Below are 19,990 nucleotides of genomic sequence, written 5' to 3' on the forward strand. Positions count from 1 at the left end.
ACGATGATCGCTGTCGGATCAGCTGACTGGGCCGGCTCGTTCCACGAGGGCACCGGCACCCTCACCACCGCGTCGGGAACACTGGACGCGGAGCCGTACACCTTCGCGAGCCGCTTCCGCGGGGCCGCCGGCGCCAGCCCGGAGGAACTGCTGGCCGCAGCGCACGCGGGCTGCTACAACCACGCGCTCGCGAACATCTTCTTCAAGCACGGGCTGGAGGTCGGCACGATCCGGACGACCGCCGAGGTGGACATGGGAGATGACGACGTCACCCCGGGAATCGCCGGAGTGCGGCTGAGCGTTCTGGCTCGTATGCCCGACGTCACCGACGAGCAGTTCCAAGAGTTCGCCGCACGAGCGGGCCGCACCTGTGCGATCTCGAAGGCCCTGTCGGTCCAGGTGCGGGTCGATGCCGTGCTGGACACCGTGTCGTAGAACGAGGGAGGAATCCGTGGTCACTGTTCAGGAAGCGGTGGGAATCGCCAGAGGCGAGAACGGACTGGCGGTGGTGGCGACGCTACGCGCCGACTCGACGGTCCAATCCTCGGTGGTGAACTCCGCCCTGTTCACCCACCCCGAGACAGGCGAGACCGTGGTCGCGCTGGTCACCTACGGCCGGGTGAAGCTGGCCAACCTGCGGCAACGGCCACAGATCACGATCACCTTCCGCTCAGGGTGGAAGTGGGCGACCGTGGAGGGCACGGCCGAACTCGCTGGACCCGACGACCCACGACCCTGGCTCGGCGAAGAGCGGCTGCGCGTCCTGTTACGCGAGGTGTTCACCGCCGCGGGCGGGCAGCACGACGGCTGGAACGAGTACGACCGGGTGATGGCCGAACAACGCCGGACGATCGTGTTCATCAGACCCACACGGGTCTACGGGCCCTGACGCGGTTCACTCGCGGGCGACCAATCGGTCGCCCGCGTGCCGCATCATCGCGCACGGAATCCCGGCGCAGGCGATCTTCTACGGCAAAACCCAGTGCACGGTCCGATGCGCGACCACGTTCTCGGGCTCCACCTCTCGTCCCAGATCGTCGAGGAACGCGACGCGTAAAGGCCTGCCAGTCCGGCCGGACCGACGTTGCGTCGTCGGGCCGCCGGGCCGGGGCAGGTAGTGGTCTCCCCACTGCTGCAGCGCACCGAGCACGTGGTGCAACTCATGGCCCGCGTGGGTGAGGAGGTAAGCGAAGCGCACTCGTTGTCCGGGCACCCGGTACGGCACTTTGGCGAGCACTCCTCCATCGACGAGCAAACTCAGTCTCCGGCTGAGGACGTCCGACGAGATGTCCAGCGCGGCCCTGAACTCGGCGAAGCGGCTGCGGCCGTAGAACGACTCCCGCAGGATCAGCAAAGTCCAGCGATCACCCAGCACACCAAGGCTTCTGGCCACCGCACAGCTCTCGCACCTCGCTGTGTCACCACGCGCCACTCGTGCCTGCCTTTGAAGAGGGTTTGCCAGCACCCAGCCTGCCATCTGCGTAGCTCCTGACAACTCAGATGCTATACCCGCAAACCTGACCAGAGGACCTCTGCCTGAAAAAACAGCACATGCGCCCCTCGTGTCCCCTGCTGAGTTGCTTCTCGCAACCCAGCAGGGGTACTAATGGCCCCATGAAGGCAGCGCTGCACACACCCGGCATGAATCTGGGCACGATCCACGTCGCCGAACGTCCGACTCCGACACCGGCCGCAGGCGAGGTCCGGGTCGAAGTGCACGTCTCCGGGGTGAATCCCACCGACGTGAAAGCCAGGGCGAACAGCCCGGAAGGCCTCGCGCGCGTACCGAACCAGGACGGCTCGGGTGTCGTCGACGCCGTGGGTGAGGGGGTGGACCCCGAACTCGTGGGCCAGCGGGTGTGGCTCTGGGAAGCGGCCTGGAAGAGACTCGAAGGCTCAGCCCAGGAGTACGTCTGCCTGCCCGCCCGGCAGGCAGTGCCATTCCCCGAACACGTCTCGTTCGACGTCGGCGCCTCACTGGGCATCCCCGCCCTGACCGCCCATCGGGCGCTCACCCTCGCACCGGACGGGCCTCGCCGACTCGGGCCCGGCGCACTGTCTGGAAAGACGGTTCTGGTCGCCGGCGGCGCTGGTGTCGTCGGAAACTCGGCGATCCAACTGGCCCGGTGGTCAGGCGCCCAGGTGATCTCGACGGTCAGCAGCACCGACAAGGGCCTGCTCGCAACGTCCGCGGGCGCCCATCACGTCCTCAATTACCGCGCCGTCGACGTGGCAGAGGCGGTTCGCGAGATCGCCCCGCGCGGAGTCGAGTTGATCGTCGAGGTGGCGCCCGGTGCCAACGCGAAGGTGAACCGGCAGATCCTCGGGACAGGCGGCGTGGTCGGGTTCTATTCGACCGAAGGCGGCGCCGAGTTCCAACTCCCGGCAACGGACATGTTCCTCGACAATCAGGCATGGCACGGGATCTTCGTCTACACCGTGCCACAGTCCGCGAAGGACAGTGCCGTCAGTGCGATCAGCGCGGCCGTCGCCGACGGCGCCCTGAGGGTCGGAACCGAGGCAGGGCTACCGCTGCACCGCTTCTCACTCGACCGCGTCGCCGAGGCGCATCAAGCCGTCGCGGACACGAAGACAGTGGGGAAGGTTCTCGTCGACGTCCGCGCCGAGTGACCCAGTCCCAAGCGTCAGAGTTGTCATACAGGTCTCAGCGCCACTGAAATCACAGGTTTTCTCAGCAGTACAGGCAAGGCAGAATAGCTGTTTACAACTCAGCCTTGTACGCTGGCGCCATGACCTTCGTTGACGACTTCAAGCCGCAGCACTTCCGGTTGACCGCCGAGTCCGACACCTTCTGGCGAGTCACGTTCGACAACCCGCCGGTCAACGTCATCGGCCCCGAGATGATGAAGGACCTCAAGGACCTGCTCACCGAACTGGAGGGCAACGACACGGTCAACGTCGTCGTCTTCGACAGCGCCGACCCGGACTTCTACCTGGCGCACTACGACTTGGCGGCGGATCCCGCGATCGCCGAGGCCCTGCCCAGCCCGACCGGTTACGCCGCCTGGGTGGACATCACCGTCCGCATCAGCAAGCTCGCCGCGGTGACGATCAGCGCCATCCGAGGCATCGCTCGCGGCGCGGGCAGTGAGTTCGTCCTGGCCACGGACATCCGCTTCGCCAGCCGGGAGAAGGCGGTGCTGGGACAGATGGAGGTCGGCTTCACGGCGCTGCCCGGCGGCGGCGCGGCCGGCAGGCTCCCGGCCCTGGTCGGTCGAGGCCGGGCGTTCGAGATCCTGCTCGGAGGCGGCGACTTCGACGGCGAGCAGGCGGCCGAGTACGGGTACGTCAACCGTGCGATCCGCGACGACCAGTTCGTCGAGTTCGTCGACGCCTACGCCACGCGCGTGTCCAAATGGGATCACCGGGTTCTCGGTGAGATCAAGGACTTCATCAACAAGTACACACGTCTGGCCGACGACGAGTACCCCCTGCACTCGGACAAGTTCTGGGGTGCCGCCGGTCTTCCAGGGTTCCAGGCGATCTCCAGGCAGCTGTTCGAAGCCGGCCTCCAGACGCGCAGTCCGATCGAGTACAACCTCGGCGAGGACATCGTCGAGATCGCCGCGCGCAACAAGTAAGCCGCAAGTCCTTCGCGGGCTGACGGCGATGACTTCGTGTGCGCTCCTGGTGGAGCCGCGCCTCTGCTGGCTCCACCAGGTTCTTCGCAAGTCCATACCCCAATAGAGGAGGTCCCCGTGGCCCGCGCGGACGTGTCGGTTCAAGCGACAGAACTTCTGCGGTTGCACCGCGATCACGCACTGCTCAGGGTGGTGAACGTATGGGACGTCATCAGCGCGAAGGTCGTCGGCGACACACCGGGCATCACCGCACTCGCGACCGCGAGCCACTCGATCGCGGCATCTCGCGGATACGAGGACGGGGAACGCATACCGGTAGCCGAGATGATCGACGAGATCGCGAGGATCGCCGCCGCCACCACACTTCCACTCACCGCGGACCTCGAAGGAGGATATGGCAACGCGCCGGAGACCGTGCGCCGCGCGATCGCCGTCGGCGTGGCCGGAGCGAACGTCGAAGACCAGATGAAGCCGCTCGCCGAGGTGGTGGCTCAGGTCGAAGCGATCATGAAGGCCGCCGCCGCGGAAGGTGTGCCCGACTTCGTCCTCAATGCTCGCACTGATGCTTTCGCCAAGGCTGGTGACCGTGATCCTGCGGACGTCCTCGCCGACGCGGTACGACGCGGCAAGGCCTACCTCGACGCCGGAGCTCCCGTCGTCTTCGTACCCGGCAACCTTTCGGACGAACAGGTCGCCACCCTGGCAGATGCCTTCGGCCCTCAACGCCTGTCTGTGATCGGACTGCCCGGCCTGCCTTCACAAGCTCGACTCACCGAACTCGGCGTCGCGCGGATCTCCTACGGCCCGCTCACCCAACGAGTCGCTCTGACCGCGCTCGCCGAGCTGACGGAGTCGATCCGTGACGGCGGCCGCGTTCCCGACACGACCCGTCCGCTGAACTGACCCGTTCGCATGGGTGATTCACCCCAGGTCACGGCACGCTCTGCGCGCTTGTCTTGTCCACGCACGAGTTTCGCATCAACTTCGATTTGATCCAGGAGAGAGAATGTTCGTCGAAGCCTATTCCGACTGGAGCGGATCCTTCAGGGAGGGAACGGGGATTGTCTCCACGGCCACCACGGCTACCCTGCCGGACGCTCCCTACACCTTCGCGAGTCGTTTCGAGGGAGCACCGGGAGCAATCCCGGAAGAGCTTCTCGCCGCAGGCCACGCGGGATGCTTCAACCATGCGCTTGCCAACATCTCCGGACAGAACGACCTGGTTCTCGACTCGGTGCACACCACCGTTCGGCTCACCATGAGCACAGATGACCACGGACCATCGATCGCTGCCATCCACTTCACCGTGGACGCCACGCTTCCTGGTGCGTCCGACGAGAAGTTCCAGGAAATCGCCGAAGGCGCGCGAGCGTGGTGTGCCTTCTCGAAGGCACTCTCCGCAGTGGACATCACGATGCAGGCAACGCTTACCCGGTAGCTCCATCGGCTCCCGTCGCCGGCGTCGTGCACTGATCAGCGGGGCTTGATGATGCCGCGTCGATCGGTCTCGACGTCGGGCCGACCGTGCGGCCAGATGAAACAGATTCGTACAGGCTGATCAAGCCGCCGGGAACAGGGCCGGAGTCTGAGCAACGGCTGACAACCCCGGTCTGCGAGGACACCGTGCGACGGGCGCATCTCGCACGTCCTGGCCTCGAAGAAAGAAATGGAACTGATCGGCATCCCGTGGCTTGGTGCCCACTCCTCCAGTGGGCAGTGACACAGCACCGGACGCCCGCAGCTGGCTTGGCTTCGCTCAAGCCAGCGACTACCGTCCTAACTAGTGTCAAGCAAAGTCAGCTCGGCAACCGTGAAGGGAATCCGTCATGGGCACCACCAGTGCTGTCATCGTCGACGCCGTGCGCACGCCGCTCGCCAAAGGAAAGCCCGGCGGTGCCTACTCGGACGTCCATCCGGTCGACCTCCACAGCACGGTCCTCGCCGCGCTCGTCGAGCGCACCGGGATCGACCCGGCAGTGGTCGACGACGTCATCAGCGGGGCCGTCGGCCAGGTCGGCGAGCAGTCCGGCAACATCGCGCGCTGGTCCGCGCTCGCGGCCGGGTTTCCCGAGTCGGTGCCGGGGGTGACCGTCGACCGTCAGTGCGGTTCCAGTCAGCAGGCGTTGCACTTCGCCGCTCAGGGAGTGCTCGCTGGCGCGTACGACGTCGTCATCGCCTCCGGTGTCGAGTCCATGAGCCGGATTCCGATCGGCTCCCAGACCCTGGGCAAGGACTTCCTCGGTCCGAAGGTCGGCGCACGCTACGCGAACGGCCTTGTACCCCAGGGCATCAGTGCGGAGCTCATCGCCCAGCGCTGGAACCTCTCCCGCGCCCAGCTCGACGAGTTCTCCGCCGCATCTCACCACAGCGCCGCCATGGCGTGGAAGAACGGGGTCTTCGACGGGCAGGTGATCTTCGTCAACGACCTGCGCACCGACGAGACGATCCGCCCGGACACGACCACCGAGGTCCTGTCCGGGCTGAAGCCCGCGTTCCGCAACGACCACTGGGCCGCACGCTACCCAGACCTGGACTGGCGCGTCACCGCCGGCAACAGCTCCCCCGTCAACGACGGCGCCGCGGCCGTTCTCGTGACCAGCGAGGAGGCAGCCGCACGCCTCGGACTGCGCCCGCGCGCCCGCCTGCACTCGTTCGCCGTCGTCGGCGACGACCCGGTGCTCATGCTCACCGGCATCATCCCCGCCACGCAGAACGTGCTGGCCCGCGCCGGGCTCTCCCTCCACGACATCGACGCCTTCGAGGTCAACGAGGCCTTCGCGTCCGTCGTCCTGGCGTGGCAGGCCGAAACCGGTGCCGACCTCATTAAGGTGAACATCAGCGGCGGCGCCATCGCCATCGGGCACCCGCTCGGCGGCTCGGGCGCGCGCCTCATGACCACCCTGCTCGGCAACCTCGAGCAGAACGGTGGCCGCTACGGGCTCCAGGTCATGTGCGAGGCGGGCGGACTCGCCAACGCCACCATCATCGAAAGGCTGTGACACACAGCTTCAGGCCTGCCGACCGCGCGAACTCCGATCCGGAGTTCGTCCCTTGTTGATCCGGACGGCCAGGTCCTCCGGCTCGAGCGAGTCAGTACCGGCCTTGACCACCCGCACCCTGACAGGCTTACCTGTGTCCGTCGACACGATCCGCAACGGTCCACCGTCATCGCGCAGGTGCGCGTCTCCCCATTGCATGAGGGCCACGATCACCGGCAGCAGCTCGTTGCCCATCTCAGTGAGGACGTACTCGTACCGCGTCCGAGTCCCGGGCTCCTGATACGGCCGCCTCTCGAGAACACCGCTGGCGACGAGCTCCTTCAGCCGCTTGGCGGCGACCGCCTCGGTGATGCCGACGCGCCGCACGAAGCCGTCGAACCTGGTTGTTCCGTAGAAGGCTTCGCGCAGCAGGAGCATCGCGGACCTGGTGCCGATGACATCGAGAGCCAATGCGAGGGAGCACCGTTCCGGCTGCCACTCATCCAATGCGAACAGTGGACCCTGCATCTCCATGGGCATGACGACAGCATAACCCTGGCTAGCACAGAACATACTCAGCTTCGTTGGCGAAGCTCGACATCGATCCCAACCTTCTAGACCACTGCCGCTGCCTCGCCATGCCCAGGGACGCACGCGCGGAGACCGACCGCGGCCGGTCCGACTCGGCCGCCGAACTGTTCGACGATGCACCGTGGCACTGGTCCTGTACGGATCGACCTCCAGCTGAACCTGACGGACCGCAGCGAACCTGACATCTCGCTCGCGATGTGCGATCCAGCGGCAATACTCAGGCCCTACGCGTTTCTTCGCTGGTGTTGATGCTGGAGATCTGGACCGCACCGGATCGACCTGTGAGCCGGTGCGCTGCCCAACTCCTCCGCGACGAGCAGTCCACGATCCCCTGACGAACGCGACCGATACCCCATCAGCCAGCACCTGGAGCCCTCGGCATCAACGTCATTTCGCGACACCAGCCTCAGGATGCAAACGGAAAGCACGCCCCTCACGTTCGGCGGCCAGAGTTCCAAGTTGGACCGACGTGGTTCTACTTCGACTGCGTCGACCTGCACGACGCAGCAGGCCGCAAGACCGCGCGCTGCCCGCCGAAGGCGGAAGTTTCGAGAGCGCCGACGTGATCACTGACGGCGGCGCAGCGTCGAGGACCCACGAGAAGCACTGTCTCGCATCAGGTCCGATCTGCTCCGCGATCGAGCTAGCCGCGCTGCGCGCCCCGCTCACGTCCTTGTCCTGATCATGCCGTTCACCTACCGGGACGGCGTTCCAACAGTGGCGTCGAGGTGCGGGATGCGTCGAAAATCGGTGGTGTGAAGCCGCACGACGAGATCGATCCGGACCTCGAGTTGCAGACCTTGCGCGACATCGCCGTGCACCGGCCAGCGATCGAACACGCCAAGGGGATGATCATGGTGACCCAGACTGCGGCGACGCAGCGGCGTTCACACCGCTTCGGCAGATATCCCAGCGCAACAACACGAAGTTGTACGACGTCGCCGCAAGGTAGCACGAGTCGGGTTCATGAGCGGCGGATGGATACTGTCGTGAGCGACTGGGGGAACAGGCATGAGGCGGCAGTGGGTACGCGCGGTGGCGACGGCGGTGGGCGCTGTCTTGATCGGTGTTGCCTGGTTGATGTGGTGGAGCGCTGAGCAAGCCGTGTCGTCGGCGCCGGAGGTGCAGTGGTCGTCCGAAGGCGGCATGTCGCAATGTCTTGGTGACCAGAGCTGTGTTCCCCAGGTGATCTCTGGTCAGACCGTGACGCTGGTCGTGATCCTGGCCGGAGTGGGGGTGGCACTGATGGCAGCGGTTCTGGTGGAGGTAGTGCTTCGCCGCTGGACTAGTCCTGCCACAACTGAATGAGCCAGCGTTCGATTCTGGACTCGAGGGTTCCTTCGTCGAGTTCGGCTGCTTTGTTCTGGTGGCCGACGTGGACGCAGGCGTGGTGGTCGCCTGGGTGCGGGATCGGCAGGGTGTGATCAGAGTGGTCCGCGGTGACTGACTGAAGGCGGACTGGAGACTGCACTTCGCAGTTCAGCTCCAGCACATGGCCCAACTGCCGGGCTCGGCGGAAGGGAACCGTCCTAGAACTCAAGTCGCACCTGTGGACAGTGGTCGGTCGCGGCGCTGTGCAGCAGAAGGCCGTTCCTTCCGGAAGCGCGACCGCACTGCCCGCGATTCTCAGTCGCAGCGGCGCACACTGCCGGTGTGCGCAGCCGAAAACGTCATGGCATTGCCGCGCGGCCGGACCTACGTCGTGCCGCGCCCTCTACGGGAGCCGGTAGTGGTGCTCTCAAGGTCGTTGGACGACGGGACCACGGGTATGGTGGCCATCAAGAACAGGGCGGGGACAAGCTTGGCGCAGTCGCGGGATGACGCGCTCCATCCAGGGATCCCCCAGAACGTGCTGGAGCACGTTGCCGTCGACCAAATCGCGCCGGTGTCGCAGCTGGGAGCGCTGATCGCCGAAGACGTCCTCGATGATGTCGACGTGGTGGTGACTGTGGCACCCGAATCCTTGAGCGTGGAGGTCGAGGTGTTTGGCGACGATGGCGGTGCCGCGTTCGCGGTCATACCGGAACTTGGTCGAGAGACGACACTGACTTGCCCGGGTTGCTCGGGTTCGCTGCCGGAGATCTCCGTTGGCATCGGCGACCATCGTGGTCCGGTCGGCCACGCGGGGACCCCGAACGCGCTCCTCGACTCGTACAGCGGTGGCTTGGAGAGAGCGATGTGGGCGGCGGTGCGAGCGCTTGAGCAGAAGATCACTCTCGCCAGGCGGATGGCCACCGATGCAAGAGCGTCCAGCCACAGCATCATCGCCGACAGGTACACGAGGAAGGGAGAAGAAGCACTCGCGGCCGCGGGCGTGTTGCGCATGCAGCTGCTGCAGTCCTACCTGCGGGAGAGGAACAGTTCGTGACGGACATCAGCGTCCGGACAACGGACCTGGCCGGAATGGTGGTCGCCACGCCGGCCGGGCGGTTGGATCTGTCGTCGTACCCCGTGCTGCGCGACAGCCTGCTCAAGCAGGCCGCACGCGAACCGGCAGCTCTGCTGGTGCGATTGGGGCCTGAGTTCGAGACGGCCAGTGTGGCGATGCTGTCCGTCTTCACCACGGTCTGGATGAAGATCTCCGAATGGACTGACGTCCCTGTCGTACTCGTCGCGGAAACCGACCAGCACAGGCACGACATCAACAAGGCCGGACTGGCGAAGACCATCGCGACGGCACCCGACCTCATCGCGGCGGTCGAGCTCGCCCAGGAACAACCCCTGCGCCGATTCCGCAGACTGGAGCTACCGGGCTCGATCGTCGCGGCGCTCCTGGCCCGCGAGGCAGCGCGGGAGGTGTGCGAAGCATGGGATCTCACCCATCTGACGCACGACGCTTTACTCGTGGCGAGCGAACTCGTCGAGAACGCGGTCAAACACTCACGCGCCCCGAGCGTGCTGCGCATCGAACTCCGCCGCAGCGGGCTGTCCCTCGCACTCCGCGACGGCAGCCCTCTGCCGCCCACCTTGACCGCCTCTCCGCGCAGTGTGCCCGTTCACCGCGGATTGGAGCTGGTTGACAGGCTCTGCCGCACATGGGGCTTTGCGCCGACGTTCGACGGAGGCAAGGTCGTGTGGGCCGTCCTAGCGCTACGACCGACACGGTGATTTCTTACGAGTGAAGGACCCTCCGACAACGCATGACCAAGCCTTTGAAGATGCCGTCATACGTGTCGTGCAGAGAGAAACTTGGCGCGTGGAACCGGCCGCCGTGTCAATGCGCGATTTGCGCTCAGGATGCAGAAATCACTACACCATCTCCAGGACTCAAGTCCCGAATTGCGCCGAGACATCCGCGCTGCAGCGCAGCATCGCGTACACCGTCTTGCCGCCATGGGGTAGTTCTCTTGTACCCCAGCCGTTCGACACGTTGTCGACCACGACGATGCCGCGCCCACGCGTATCCCCCAATCGGGAACGTCCGTAGACCGGCCGCACCGTTGAGGTGTCGTCGACCTCGACCGTGATCTCACACCGAACCGTGCTGCGGTACACGCGAAGCCTGCCGATACCGGCAGTGTGGTCCAGCACGTTGCTCACGAGTTCGGTCACCACGAGTTGCAGGTCGTACTGGTGGTCCTCGTCGAGATCGGGCAGCGATGTGGTGAGTCGACCGCGCAGCGCCGACAGCACAATGCTCGCGTCGATGGTCATGTCGATCACCAGCGAAGTGGAATCTTCGCTGACGGTGCTCACGGGCGCCTCCGCGTGGTGCATGCGGTGATCTGCTGGGCTGAAGCCTCGACGTTACAGGCGCACACCCGACACAAACGTACCGGACCGGGTCAAGGGCACTTCGCTCGACATTTCAGCCAGATCGCAGGCTTGAGTTCGGAATCCGTTGGGTATTGAAGGATCGCTGTGCGCGCGTCTGCACGGAAGGCCCATCTTCGGATGGACCGGCCAGGACCGGCACGGGGCGTTGAACACGCTAGCGCCCCGTCGCCGGCCCGGTTCCGGAACGCCCTCTCGATGCGGCGGCCCGGCACACGGTGATCGGTTGGCCGTACGATGCGCTCAACGTGCGTCAAGCAGCTGGCGGCGTGGACTCCACTGTGAGCTTAGGAGCGCCGCGGCTTGGACGACTACTTGCTACCTGGACCTGTGCGGTCTTCCGTTGACGATCGTCCAGACGCGCTGAAGCGCCTCGACGAAGCCAACGACGCATTGACGGTTCTGCGTGACGCGTTCACCGGTGAAGAGCCGCTCGACAACGCGTTGCAGCGGCTCGCAGACACCGCGACCAGGGCAATTCCAGACGCCGACGCCGTATCGGTTTCCGTCGTGGACTCGGACCGGCCACGCACCGCCGCGACCACCGATCCGCGCGTCGTCGACGTCGACGAGAAGCAGTACAGCGCCGGCCGCGGACCATGCTTCGAGTCGGCGCGCACGCTCAAGCCGGTGCGGGCGGTCGTGGGAGAGCACCGCGATCTGTGGCCGGAGTTCGACGCTGCGGCTTCAGAAGCAGGAATCTGCGCATATCTCTCAGTGCCTGTCCTTCTCCCGGCTTCGGAGTCTGCGGAGGCGCGGCACGTGGGAACTCTCAACGTCTACAGCCGCACGGCGTCCGCCTTCGATCCGTTCGACGAAGGGCTGATGCTGCTGTTCACCACAGCCGCGTCGGCGACGATCACCAGCGCCCAGCGGTGGCAGCGCTCGCGGGAGAAGGTGCAACACCTGGAGCGCGCGCTCGAGTCGCGGGCGGTGATCGAACAGGCGAAGGGCGTGCTGATGGCCGTGCACTCGTGCGATGCCGACGAAGCCTTTGCGAAGCTGGTCGAGGAATCGCAGCACAAGAACGTGAAGCTGCGAGACGTGGCGAGGGCCCTGCTCGAGTCGGTCCAGCGTTCCTGAACAGGTCGTTTGTTCCAGTACTGTTCGTCAAGTTCACAGAGGCGCGCTTGAACCAGCAGGTGTTCCTCGCCCTGGTTCCGCCATGCCGTGGAGGCAGCAGGAATGAGTGGTTCCGCCACCGCCCAGAGATCCGTCGACCTGCCCGAGCTGCGGCAGCTGCTCGCCGGTCTCACCGCCGTCCGCGACGGCGACTTCGGCATCCGGCTTCCGGATGACTCCGACGGCTTGCTGGGCGAGATCGCCACCGTGTTCAACGGCATGGTCGACCAGCTCTCGCAGTTCACCTCCGAGGTCACCCGTGTCTCCCGCGAGGTCGGCACCGAGGGCAACCTGGGTGGTCAGGCGGACGTCAAGGGCGTCTCCGGTACCTGGAAGGACCTCACCGACTCGGTGAACGCGATGGCGGGCAACCTGACCAGTCAGGTCCGCGACATCGCCCAGGTCGCCACCGCGGTCGCGCGGGGCGACCTCAGCCAGAAGATCGACGTCGACGCGCGCGGCGAGATCCTCGAGCTGAAGAACACCGTGAACACGATGGTCGACCAGCTCTCCTCCTTCGCCGACGAGGTGACGCGCGTCGCGCGCGAGGTCGGCAGCGAGGGCCGGCTCGGCGGGCAGGCCGAAGTGCCGGGCGTCGGTGGCGTGTGGCTGGACCTCACCAACTCGGTGAACTTCATGGCGGGCAACCTGACCGACCAGGTCCGCAACATCGCCCAGGTGACCACCGCCGTGGCGCGCGGCGACCTGTCCCAGAAGATCACGGTCACCGCCCGCGGCGAGATCCTGGAGCTCAAGAACACCATCAACACGATGGTCGACCAGCTCAGCTCGTTCGCCGACGAGGTCACCCGCGTGTCCCGCGAGGTCGGCACCGAGGGCGCGCTCGGCGGCCAGGCCGACGTGAAGGGCGTCTCCGGCACGTGGCGCGACCTCACCGACTCGGTGAACTTCATGGCCGGCAACCTGACAGCGCAGGTGCGGTCCATCGCCCAGGTCGCCACGGCCGTCGCGGGCGGCGACCTGTCGCAGAAGATCCGGGTCGACGCCCGCGGCGAGATCCTCGAACTGAAGAACACCATCAACACGATGGTCGACCAGCTCTCCTCGTTCGCCGACGAGGTCACCCGAGTCTCGCGTGAGGTCGGCACGGACGGCCGTCTCGGCGGTCAGGCGGACGTGAAGGGCGTGTCCGGCACGTGGAAGGACCTCACGGAGTCGGTCAACGTCATGGCGGACAACCTCACCGCGCAGGTGCGGTCCATCGCCCAGGTGACGACAGCGGTGGCGAAGGGCGACCTGTCGCAGAAGATCCGGGTCGACGCCCGCGGCGAGATCCTCGAGCTGAAGGAGACCATCAACACGATGGTCGACCAGCTCTCCGGGTTCGCCGACGAGGTCACCCGCGTGTCCCGTGAGGTCGGCACCGAGGGCAACCTGGGCGGCCAGGCGACGGTGCGCGGGGTCTCCGGCACGTGGAAGCACTTGACGGACAACGTGAACGTCATGGCGTCGAACCTGACCAACCAAGTGCGGTCGATCGCGCAGGTCGCCACCGCGGTCGCCCGCGGCGACCTGTCCCAGAAGATCACCGTCGAGGCCAAAGGTGAGGTCGCGGCACTGGCGGGTGTGATCAACACGATGGTCGACACGCTGTCCGCGTTCGCCGACGAGGTCACCCGCGTCGCCCGTGAGGTCGGCACCGAGGGCATGCTCGGCGGTCAGGCGCGTGTGCCGAACGTCGCCGGCACGTGGAAGGACCTCACCGACAACGTCAACTTCATGGCGAACAACCTGACCAACCAGGTGCGCAACATCGCCCAGGTCACCACTGCGGTGGCGCAGGGCGACCTGACGAAGAAGATCGACGTCGACGCCCGCGGCGAGATCCTCGAACTGAAGACCACGATCAACACGATGGTCGACCAGCTGTCGTCGTTCGCCGCCGAGGTGACCCGCGTGGCCCGCGAGGTCGGCAGTGAAGGACGGCTGGGCGGCCAGGCCGAGGTCGAAGGCGTGTCCGGCACGTGGAAGCGGCTCACGGAGAACGTCAACGAGCTCGCCGGCAACCTGACCCGCCAGGTGCGTGCCATCGCCGAGGTGACCAGCGCCGTGGCCGAGGGCGACCTGACCCGGTCGATCACCGTCGAGGCCTCCGGTGAGGTCGCCGAGCTCAAGGACAACATCAACTCGATGGTGGGGTCGCTGCGCGACTCCACCAAGGCCAACGAGGACCAGGACTGGCTGAAGTCCAACCTGGCCCGCATCTCGAGCTTGATGCAGGGCCGCCGGGACCTCGCCGTGGTCGCCGAGCTGATCATGGACGAGCTGACGCCGTTGACCTCGGCGCAGTTCGGTGCGTTCTACCTGGCCGAGGACGGTGACGACCGCCAGGAGCTGCGGTTGATCAGCTCCTACGGCCACCCCGAGGACGAGTTCCGCTCGACCCGGTTCCAGTTCGGACAGTCGCTGGTCGGCCAGGCGGCCCGCGGCCGCCGCACCATCGCCGTGGACGAGATGCCCGCGGACTACATCGCCATCACCTCCGGGCTCGGGCACACCTCTCCGGTGAACCTGGTGGTGCTGCCGATCGTGGTCGAGGACCAGGTGCTCGGTGTGATCGAGCTGGCCTCGGTGCACCACTTCACCGACATCCACCGCGACTTCCTCGAACAGCTGATGGAGACCATCGGCGTCAACGTCAACACCATCATCGCCAACGCACGCACCGACGAACTGCTCGCCGAGTCGCAGCGCCTGGCCTCCGAGCTGCAGTCACGATCGGGTGAACTGCAGGTGCGGCAGGAAGAGCTGCAGAGCTCCAACGCCGAACTGGAGGAGAAGGCGGCGCTGCTCGCGACGCAGAACCGCGACATCGAGGCCAAGAACCTCGAGATCGAGCAGGCCCGCCAGGAGCTGGAGACCCGAGCCCGGGAACTCTCGCTCGCCTCGAAGTACAAGTCGGAGTTCCTGGCCAACATGAGCCACGAGCTGCGCACCCCGCTCAACAGCCTGCTGATCCTCGCGCAGCTGCTCGCCCAGAACCCCAGCCGCAACCTCACCCCGAAACAGGTCGAGTACGCGGGCATCATCCACTCCGCCGGCTCGGACCTGTTGCAGCTGATCAACGACATCCTCGACCTGTCCAAGATCGAGGCGGGCAAGATGGACATCACGCCCGAACGCGTCGCGTTGCGCCGGCTGCTGGACTACGTCGAAGGGTCGTTCCGGCCGCTCACCTCCCAGAAGGGCCTGAGCTTCCAGATCACCACCGCTCCCGGCACTCCTCCGGAGCTGGTCACCGACGACACCCGGTTGCAGCAGGTGCTGCGCAACCTGCTGTCCAACGCGGTGAAGTTCACCGAGACCGGTGGCGTCGAGCTGCGCATCGAGCTCGCGGAACCCGACCAGTTGCCGATCGGGGTGCGCGAGCACGGACCGGCGATCATGTTCCGGGTCAGCGACACCGGCATCGGCATCGCCGAGCACCAGCTCGAATCGATCTTCGGCGCGTTCCAGCAGGCCGACGGCACCACCAGCCGCAAGTACGGCGGCACCGGACTGGGCCTGTCGATCAGCCGCGAGATCGCCTACCTGCTCGGTGGCTCGATCGCCGCGGAGAGCACGCTCGGCGCGGGCAGCGCGTTCACGCTCTACCTGCCGGTGCACCGCGCGGACTTCCTCGAACTCACCTCCGGAGTACCTGACCGGGCCGCGTTGCCGGTGATCGCGGCTCCGGCGCCTGTGCCCGGACACCGTCGCAGGCTGCTGGTGATCGAGGAACGGCCCCAGGGTCTGCTGTCGCTGGTCGCGCAGAGCTCGGTGAACGACCTGTCGGCGAGCGACGACCCACGCGGCCCGGTCGACGTCGTCACCGCGGTCGGCTGGGAAGAGGCCGCGGCCGCGCTGGCCACCGAACCGTGCCACTGCGTCGTGCTCGAACTCGACATGCCCGAGGAATCAGCCCTGCGATTCCTGGAAGCCCTCAACGGCGACGCCGCCGCGAGCAGCGTTCCCGTGCTGGCACACCACAACCGCAGGCTCTCGTCCTCCTACGAGCAACGGCTGCTCGAACGAGGCGGATCGCGCCCGCTGGAGCTGCTGTCCAGTCTGGACGAACTGCGGGAGCGGATCGCGTTGCACCTCAACGCGAAGGGCCCGCAGGACGTTCTGCCTCTGGTGAGGCCGGAACAGCCGAAACCGGCGATGCCCGAGCAGGCCCACGGTCAGCTCGCCGGGCGGACCGTGCTCATCGTGGACGACGACGCCCGCAACCTGTTCGCGCTCAGCAGCATCCTGGAACTGCACGGCATCCACGTGCTGCACGCGGAGAACGGCAGGGAGGGAATCGAGGCGCTGGTCGGCCATCCGGAGATCGACCTGATCCTGATGGACGTGATGATGCCCGAGATGGACGGCTACGCGGCCACGACCGCGATCCGCGCCATGCCCGACCACGAGCAACTGCCGATCATCGCGGTGACCGCCAAGGCCATGCCCGGCGACCGGGACAAGAGCATCGCCTCCGGCGCCAACGACTACGTCACCAAGCCGGTCGACGCCGACCAGCTCATCGACTGCGTCCGGCGCTGGATCCGGCAGCAGCGGTGACCGGCGTCGAGCGGTTGGCCACCGTGGTCGAGCGCCTGCGCCAGGAGCTGGCCGAAAGCCGGGCCGCCAGCGACGACCGGGCCCTCGTCGAGCTCGCCAAGGGCGTACTCGTCGAACGGCTGCGCTGCGGTCCCGCTCAGGCCGCCGAGCAGCTCGCCCGGCTGGCCGAGAACGCGGGCATCACGCAGCTCGAACTCGCGGTCGACATCATCAACGAGGCCTCTGGCGACCAGTTCGGCGCGATCGCAACGGCAGCGGACGCGCCGGATCGGGGCGCTGTGGTCCGGTTGCGGAAGGCGGAGAGCGGCGCGCTGCACGCCGACGACACCCAGGCCGTCGCGCGGTCGCTGTTCGACCACGCCCTCGCCCCGCTGGGCGCGACCGCGGTGGCGATCTGGTCGGCGGGCGCGGACTCCTCGCTGACCCTGGTCGGCCACGCGGGTTTCGGCGTCGGCGAGGCGGAACGGTGGCGTTATGTCCCGCCTGGTGTGGTGACGCTCGCCCGGCGGGCGCTCAGCGAGCGCGACGCCGTCTGGATCTCCGATCTCAGCCCCTCGGAAGTGCCGTCGATCGGCTCCGGCCTTCCTGGTCGCGTCGCCGTCCCCGCGGGCACCGGCGGCCGGATCACAGGGGTCCTGGAAATCTGCTGGCCCCACCCGGTCGAACCGCAACCGCTGAGCGTGCGCAAGCAGGTGGAAGCGCTGGCCGAACTGAGCGCCGCGACGCTCGACATCACCGGGCCGGTGGGGCATGTCGTGTCGGCACCGTCCGAACTCGCCGATCTCGCGGACGGACTGCTCGACCCCGCACTCGTGCTGGGTCCGGAGATCGCGGCGGACGGGACACTCTCCGACTTCCGGGTGCACCACGTGAACAACCGCTTCTCCGACCTCGCAGGCCGAACACGGGACGCGGTGGCGGGAAAGCTGCTGCTGGAGGCCTATCCCCTCATCGCGGCCGAAGGCAACCTGTTCGACAAGATCGAGCGCGTCCACGCCACCGGTGAGCCGTTCCGCGCCGAGCGCATGACGCTGTCCACCCTCATCGACGAGGTGCCGATCACCGTCACCACCAGCGTGAGCATCACCAGGCACGGGGTGCTGGTCCTGCTCGTGTGGCGAGTGCAGGACGAGGCCGCCCGCCTGGCGAACCTCCTGCAGCACGCACAGCGCCTCGGCCGCATCGGAGGGTTCGAGGAGGAACCGCTTCAGGGCAAGGTCATCTGGAACAGCCAGTTGTACGCGCTCTACGGCATGAACCCCGGTGAAGAGCCGGTGCCGCTGGCGGACATCACCGAACACGCCCATCCAGACGACCGAGGCTCGCTCAACGGGTTCCTGCGCAACGTCCTGCATCACCACCGTCCCGCCTCCACGGCCTTCCGGTTGCAGCGCGCCGAAGGCGTCATCCGGCACGTCCGCGTCATCGCCGAACCCGTCCTCGACTCCCAGGGCTCGCTGGTCGCCGTACGCGGCGCTTATCAGGACGTGTCGTCTCAGCACTGGACGGAAGTCGCGCTGTCCGCGGTCAAGGACCAGCTCGCCATCACCGCGCAGGAAATGGCGGAGCGCAACAAGCTCACGTTGCAGCTCCAGCAGGTCATCATGCCGCCCACCCATCCCACGATCGACGCCCTCGGGCTGCGCGTCGCCGTCCGCTACCGGCCCGCTGCGCAAGAGGAACTGGTAGGCGGTGACTGGTACGACGCCGTCGTGCTGCCGACCAAAGAGATCCTCATCTCGGTCGGCGACATCACCGGGCACGGCATCAAGGGCGCGACCGGCATGGTGGCCCTCCGCAACGCCCTGCGCGGACTCGCCGCCACCGGCGCCCGCCCTTCGCAGCTGCTGCAGTGGCTCAACCTCGTGGCCCGCCACCTGGCCGACCACATCATCGCGACAGCGATCTGCGGGATCTACGACCCGGCCACCCGAGTCCTGCGCTGGGCCCGGGCCGGCCATCTGCCGCCCGTGCTGATCCGCGGCGGCGACAGCGAATTCCTGCCCGAGCTGCGAGGTCTCCTGCTCGGCGCGATGGCAGAAGTGTCCTATGAGGAGGGTGAGCTGCAGCTCGATCCCGGCGACACCCTGCTGCTCTACACCGACGGGCTCGTCGAACGCCGCGACATGCCGTTGGACGAGTGCCTGGATCGCTTCCGAATGGCAGTGCGGGGTGGCGAGAAGGATCTCGAGAACCTGTTGGACGACCTGCTTGCGAACAGCGAATCGAATACCGACGACGACACCTGCATCGTTGGCATCCAACTACCATGATCGGACCGCTGAGTCGGTAGGACTCTGCGTGCTGGTCATCCAGCGTCAACATCCGCGATCACGGCGAACATGGTCGTCAAGGATCGGACGGGGTTGCAAGGCGTGTGGATAAGGGGAGTCATCACGCGAGGCCGTAGGTGGTCTGGTGTTCCTACCAACTGCGCAGTGGGCAGGGTTCCACCGATCCGGCGGAGCCCTGCCCTCGGTTCATCAGCCTCTGCTCCGCTCAGCCGGGTCATTCGCCAGGAGGAACGCCCGCAACCCTGCGAGGTCGTCGGTGTTGATGTGATCGACGCCAGCGGTGAGCAGCTCACGCCACACCGCGTTCCGTGCCTCACCCGCCACGTCCGGGGTTGCCCAGAACCGCACCCGATAGCCAGCGGCGTGTGCCTCCGACACGATGCGGTGGAGCTTCTCCCGCTCGGCGACGGGCATGGCGCCCACTCCTTGCCACGTGAAGTTCTTCGTCCAGTTATCGCTGACGAGCGGCATGAACGTGGCGGGGACACCACTGCCGAGATCGCTCAGCCGCCCGTCGTACCCGGCACGCCGGATCCGCTGGGCGAGCATGTCCTCACGCGGCCGGTTCCCGCTGACGACCACCTCGACCGCGCCACGTCGTTCATGGCCGCCGACCCACTGGGTAAACATAGGACGGAACTCGCGCAGCGCCTCGTCCACGGCCTTGTAGGTCGCCGGACCGTCGCTCTTGATGTCGACGAGCAGCTGGAAGGAACCGCGCCAGTGCGGGTAGACGCGACCCTCGTTCGCACGCACGATCTGAGCGAGCGGCTGGAGGTAGAGGCTGCGCAGCGTGCGGCCCGGCCGCGCGTCGACCAGATCGTGCGCCACGCGAAGTTCGCCGTCCACCAGCCACACGTCGGCCTCCACCGAGGTGAACCCGCGGTCGCGGGCGTCGGCCAGCGGGCGATCGTGCTCGTAGTCATTGTGCGCGTGGGCACGTTCGAGCGGCTGCACTCGGCCTGGCGCCGCAGCGGCACCCGGCAGAGGGCACGTCACGACAGTCAGGAGCAATGCCACCAGAACGGAGAACGTCGATCTCTTCATTGGATCCCTTTCT

At 66.7% G+C, this 19,990-nt stretch carries 18 protein-coding genes; 13 read left to right on the forward strand and 5 right to left on the reverse strand.

Annotated features, from left to right (window positions below; all coding sequences use genetic code 11):
• The first annotated feature begins 3 nt into the window (after positions 1–3).
• Entirely contained in the window at positions 4–435 is a 432-nt protein-coding gene (locus IE307_RS06450) for an OsmC family peroxiredoxin (RefSeq protein ID WP_191296639.1), read from the forward strand.
• Positions 436–451: 16 nt separating this feature from the next.
• A complete protein-coding gene (locus IE307_RS06455; RefSeq protein ID WP_191296641.1) occupies positions 452–889 on the forward strand; it encodes a TIGR03618 family F420-dependent PPOX class oxidoreductase in 438 nt (145 codons plus the stop codon).
• 78 nt (positions 890–967) lie between these two features.
• Here IE307_RS06455 and IE307_RS06460 read toward each other — a convergent pair whose 3' ends face one another.
• Positions 968–1,393, reverse strand: a complete 426-nt coding sequence (locus IE307_RS06460; protein ID WP_229904467.1) for a winged helix-turn-helix transcriptional regulator — start codon at positions 1,391–1,393, stop codon at positions 968–970.
• 221 nt (positions 1,394–1,614) lie between these two features.
• On the opposite strand from IE307_RS06460, the gene IE307_RS06465 reads away from it, so the two are divergent.
• The 5 genes from IE307_RS06465 to IE307_RS06485 all read left to right on the forward strand — a co-directional run bounded on the left by IE307_RS06465 (position 1,615) and on the right by IE307_RS06485 (position 6,601).
• Positions 1,615–2,631 carry an NADPH:quinone reductase gene (locus IE307_RS06465; RefSeq protein WP_191296644.1) on the forward strand — a complete coding sequence of 339 codons (1,017 nt, stop codon included), beginning with the start codon at positions 1,615–1,617 and terminating at the stop codon, positions 2,629–2,631.
• A gap of 119 nt (positions 2,632–2,750) precedes the next feature.
• The gene (locus tag IE307_RS06470; protein WP_191296646.1) at positions 2,751–3,602 is read left to right on the forward strand and encodes an enoyl-CoA hydratase/isomerase family protein; all 852 of its coding nucleotides are present in this window, start codon (positions 2,751–2,753) and stop codon (positions 3,600–3,602) included.
• Between the two features lie 117 nt (positions 3,603–3,719).
• Entirely contained in the window at positions 3,720–4,505 is a 786-nt protein-coding gene (locus IE307_RS06475) for an isocitrate lyase/PEP mutase family protein (protein ID WP_191296648.1), read from the forward strand.
• A gap of 103 nt (positions 4,506–4,608) precedes the next feature.
• Complete coding sequence (locus IE307_RS06480) at positions 4,609–5,040, forward strand: OsmC family peroxiredoxin (protein WP_191296650.1); 432 nt, start codon at positions 4,609–4,611, stop codon at positions 5,038–5,040.
• A 388-nt stretch (positions 5,041–5,428) separates the two neighbouring features.
• Positions 5,429–6,601, forward strand: a complete 1,173-nt coding sequence (locus IE307_RS06485) for an acetyl-CoA C-acyltransferase (RefSeq protein ID WP_191296652.1) — start codon at positions 5,429–5,431, stop codon at positions 6,599–6,601.
• Between the two features lie 9 nt (positions 6,602–6,610).
• Here the strand turns inward: IE307_RS06485 and IE307_RS06490 are convergent, their stop codons facing one another.
• Together IE307_RS06490 and IE307_RS06495 are read right to left on the reverse strand one after the other, a co-directional pair.
• Positions 6,611–7,120, reverse strand: a complete 510-nt coding sequence (locus tag IE307_RS06490; protein ID WP_229904468.1) for a winged helix-turn-helix transcriptional regulator — start codon at positions 7,118–7,120, stop codon at positions 6,611–6,613.
• A gap of 746 nt (positions 7,121–7,866) precedes the next feature.
• Positions 7,867–8,010 carry a hypothetical protein gene (locus tag IE307_RS06495; RefSeq protein WP_191296654.1) on the reverse strand — a complete coding sequence of 48 codons (144 nt, stop codon included), beginning with the start codon at positions 8,008–8,010 and terminating at the stop codon, positions 7,867–7,869.
• Positions 8,011–8,206: 196 nt separating this feature from the next.
• Between IE307_RS06495 and IE307_RS06500 the strand changes: the two genes are divergently transcribed.
• From IE307_RS06500 to IE307_RS06510, 3 genes are all read left to right on the forward strand, one after another.
• Entirely contained in the window at positions 8,207–8,479 is a 273-nt protein-coding gene (locus tag IE307_RS06500; protein ID WP_191296656.1) for a hypothetical protein, read from the forward strand.
• Positions 8,480–8,843: 364 nt separating this feature from the next.
• Positions 8,844–9,539 carry a chemotaxis protein CheB gene (locus IE307_RS06505; RefSeq protein ID WP_268250341.1) on the forward strand — a complete coding sequence of 232 codons (696 nt, stop codon included), beginning with the start codon at positions 8,844–8,846 and terminating at the stop codon, positions 9,537–9,539.
• Between the two features lie 35 nt (positions 9,540–9,574).
• A complete protein-coding gene (locus tag IE307_RS06510; RefSeq protein WP_191296660.1) occupies positions 9,575–10,279 on the forward strand; it encodes an ATP-binding protein in 705 nt (234 codons plus the stop codon).
• 159 nt (positions 10,280–10,438) lie between these two features.
• Here the strand turns inward: IE307_RS06510 and IE307_RS06515 are convergent, their stop codons facing one another.
• Complete coding sequence (locus IE307_RS06515; protein ID WP_191296662.1) at positions 10,439–10,867, reverse strand: ATP-binding protein; 429 nt, start codon at positions 10,865–10,867, stop codon at positions 10,439–10,441.
• Positions 10,868–11,248: 381 nt separating this feature from the next.
• Between IE307_RS06515 and IE307_RS06520 the strand changes: the two genes are divergently transcribed.
• The 3 genes from IE307_RS06520 to IE307_RS06530 all read left to right on the forward strand — a co-directional run bounded on the left by IE307_RS06520 (position 11,249) and on the right by IE307_RS06530 (position 18,909).
• Positions 11,249–12,028, forward strand: coding sequence for an ANTAR domain-containing response regulator (locus tag IE307_RS06520; protein WP_229904470.1), 780 nt, complete (start codon positions 11,249–11,251; stop codon positions 12,026–12,028).
• 102 nt (positions 12,029–12,130) lie between these two features.
• On the forward strand, positions 12,131–16,636 hold the full coding sequence (locus IE307_RS06525; protein WP_191296664.1) for a hybrid sensor histidine kinase/response regulator: 4,506 nt from the start codon (positions 12,131–12,133) through the stop codon (positions 16,634–16,636).
• On the forward strand, positions 16,633–18,909 hold the full coding sequence (locus IE307_RS06530; protein ID WP_229904471.1) for a SpoIIE family protein phosphatase: 2,277 nt from the start codon (positions 16,633–16,635) through the stop codon (positions 18,907–18,909). Before IE307_RS06525 ends, IE307_RS06530 begins: the two co-directional genes overlap by 4 nt.
• Before the next feature lie 210 nt (positions 18,910–19,119).
• On the opposite strand, the gene IE307_RS06535 is transcribed toward IE307_RS06530, so the two are convergent.
• Positions 19,120–19,977 carry a phosphatidylinositol-specific phospholipase C/glycerophosphodiester phosphodiesterase family protein gene (locus IE307_RS06535; protein WP_191296666.1) on the reverse strand — a complete coding sequence of 286 codons (858 nt, stop codon included), beginning with the start codon at positions 19,975–19,977 and terminating at the stop codon, positions 19,120–19,122.
• Between the last annotated feature and the right edge of the window lie 13 nt (positions 19,978–19,990).

It is taken from the genome of Lentzea cavernae, from assembly GCF_014653695.1.
Classification (GTDB): Bacteria; Actinomycetota; Actinomycetes; order Mycobacteriales; family Pseudonocardiaceae; genus Lentzea; species Lentzea cavernae.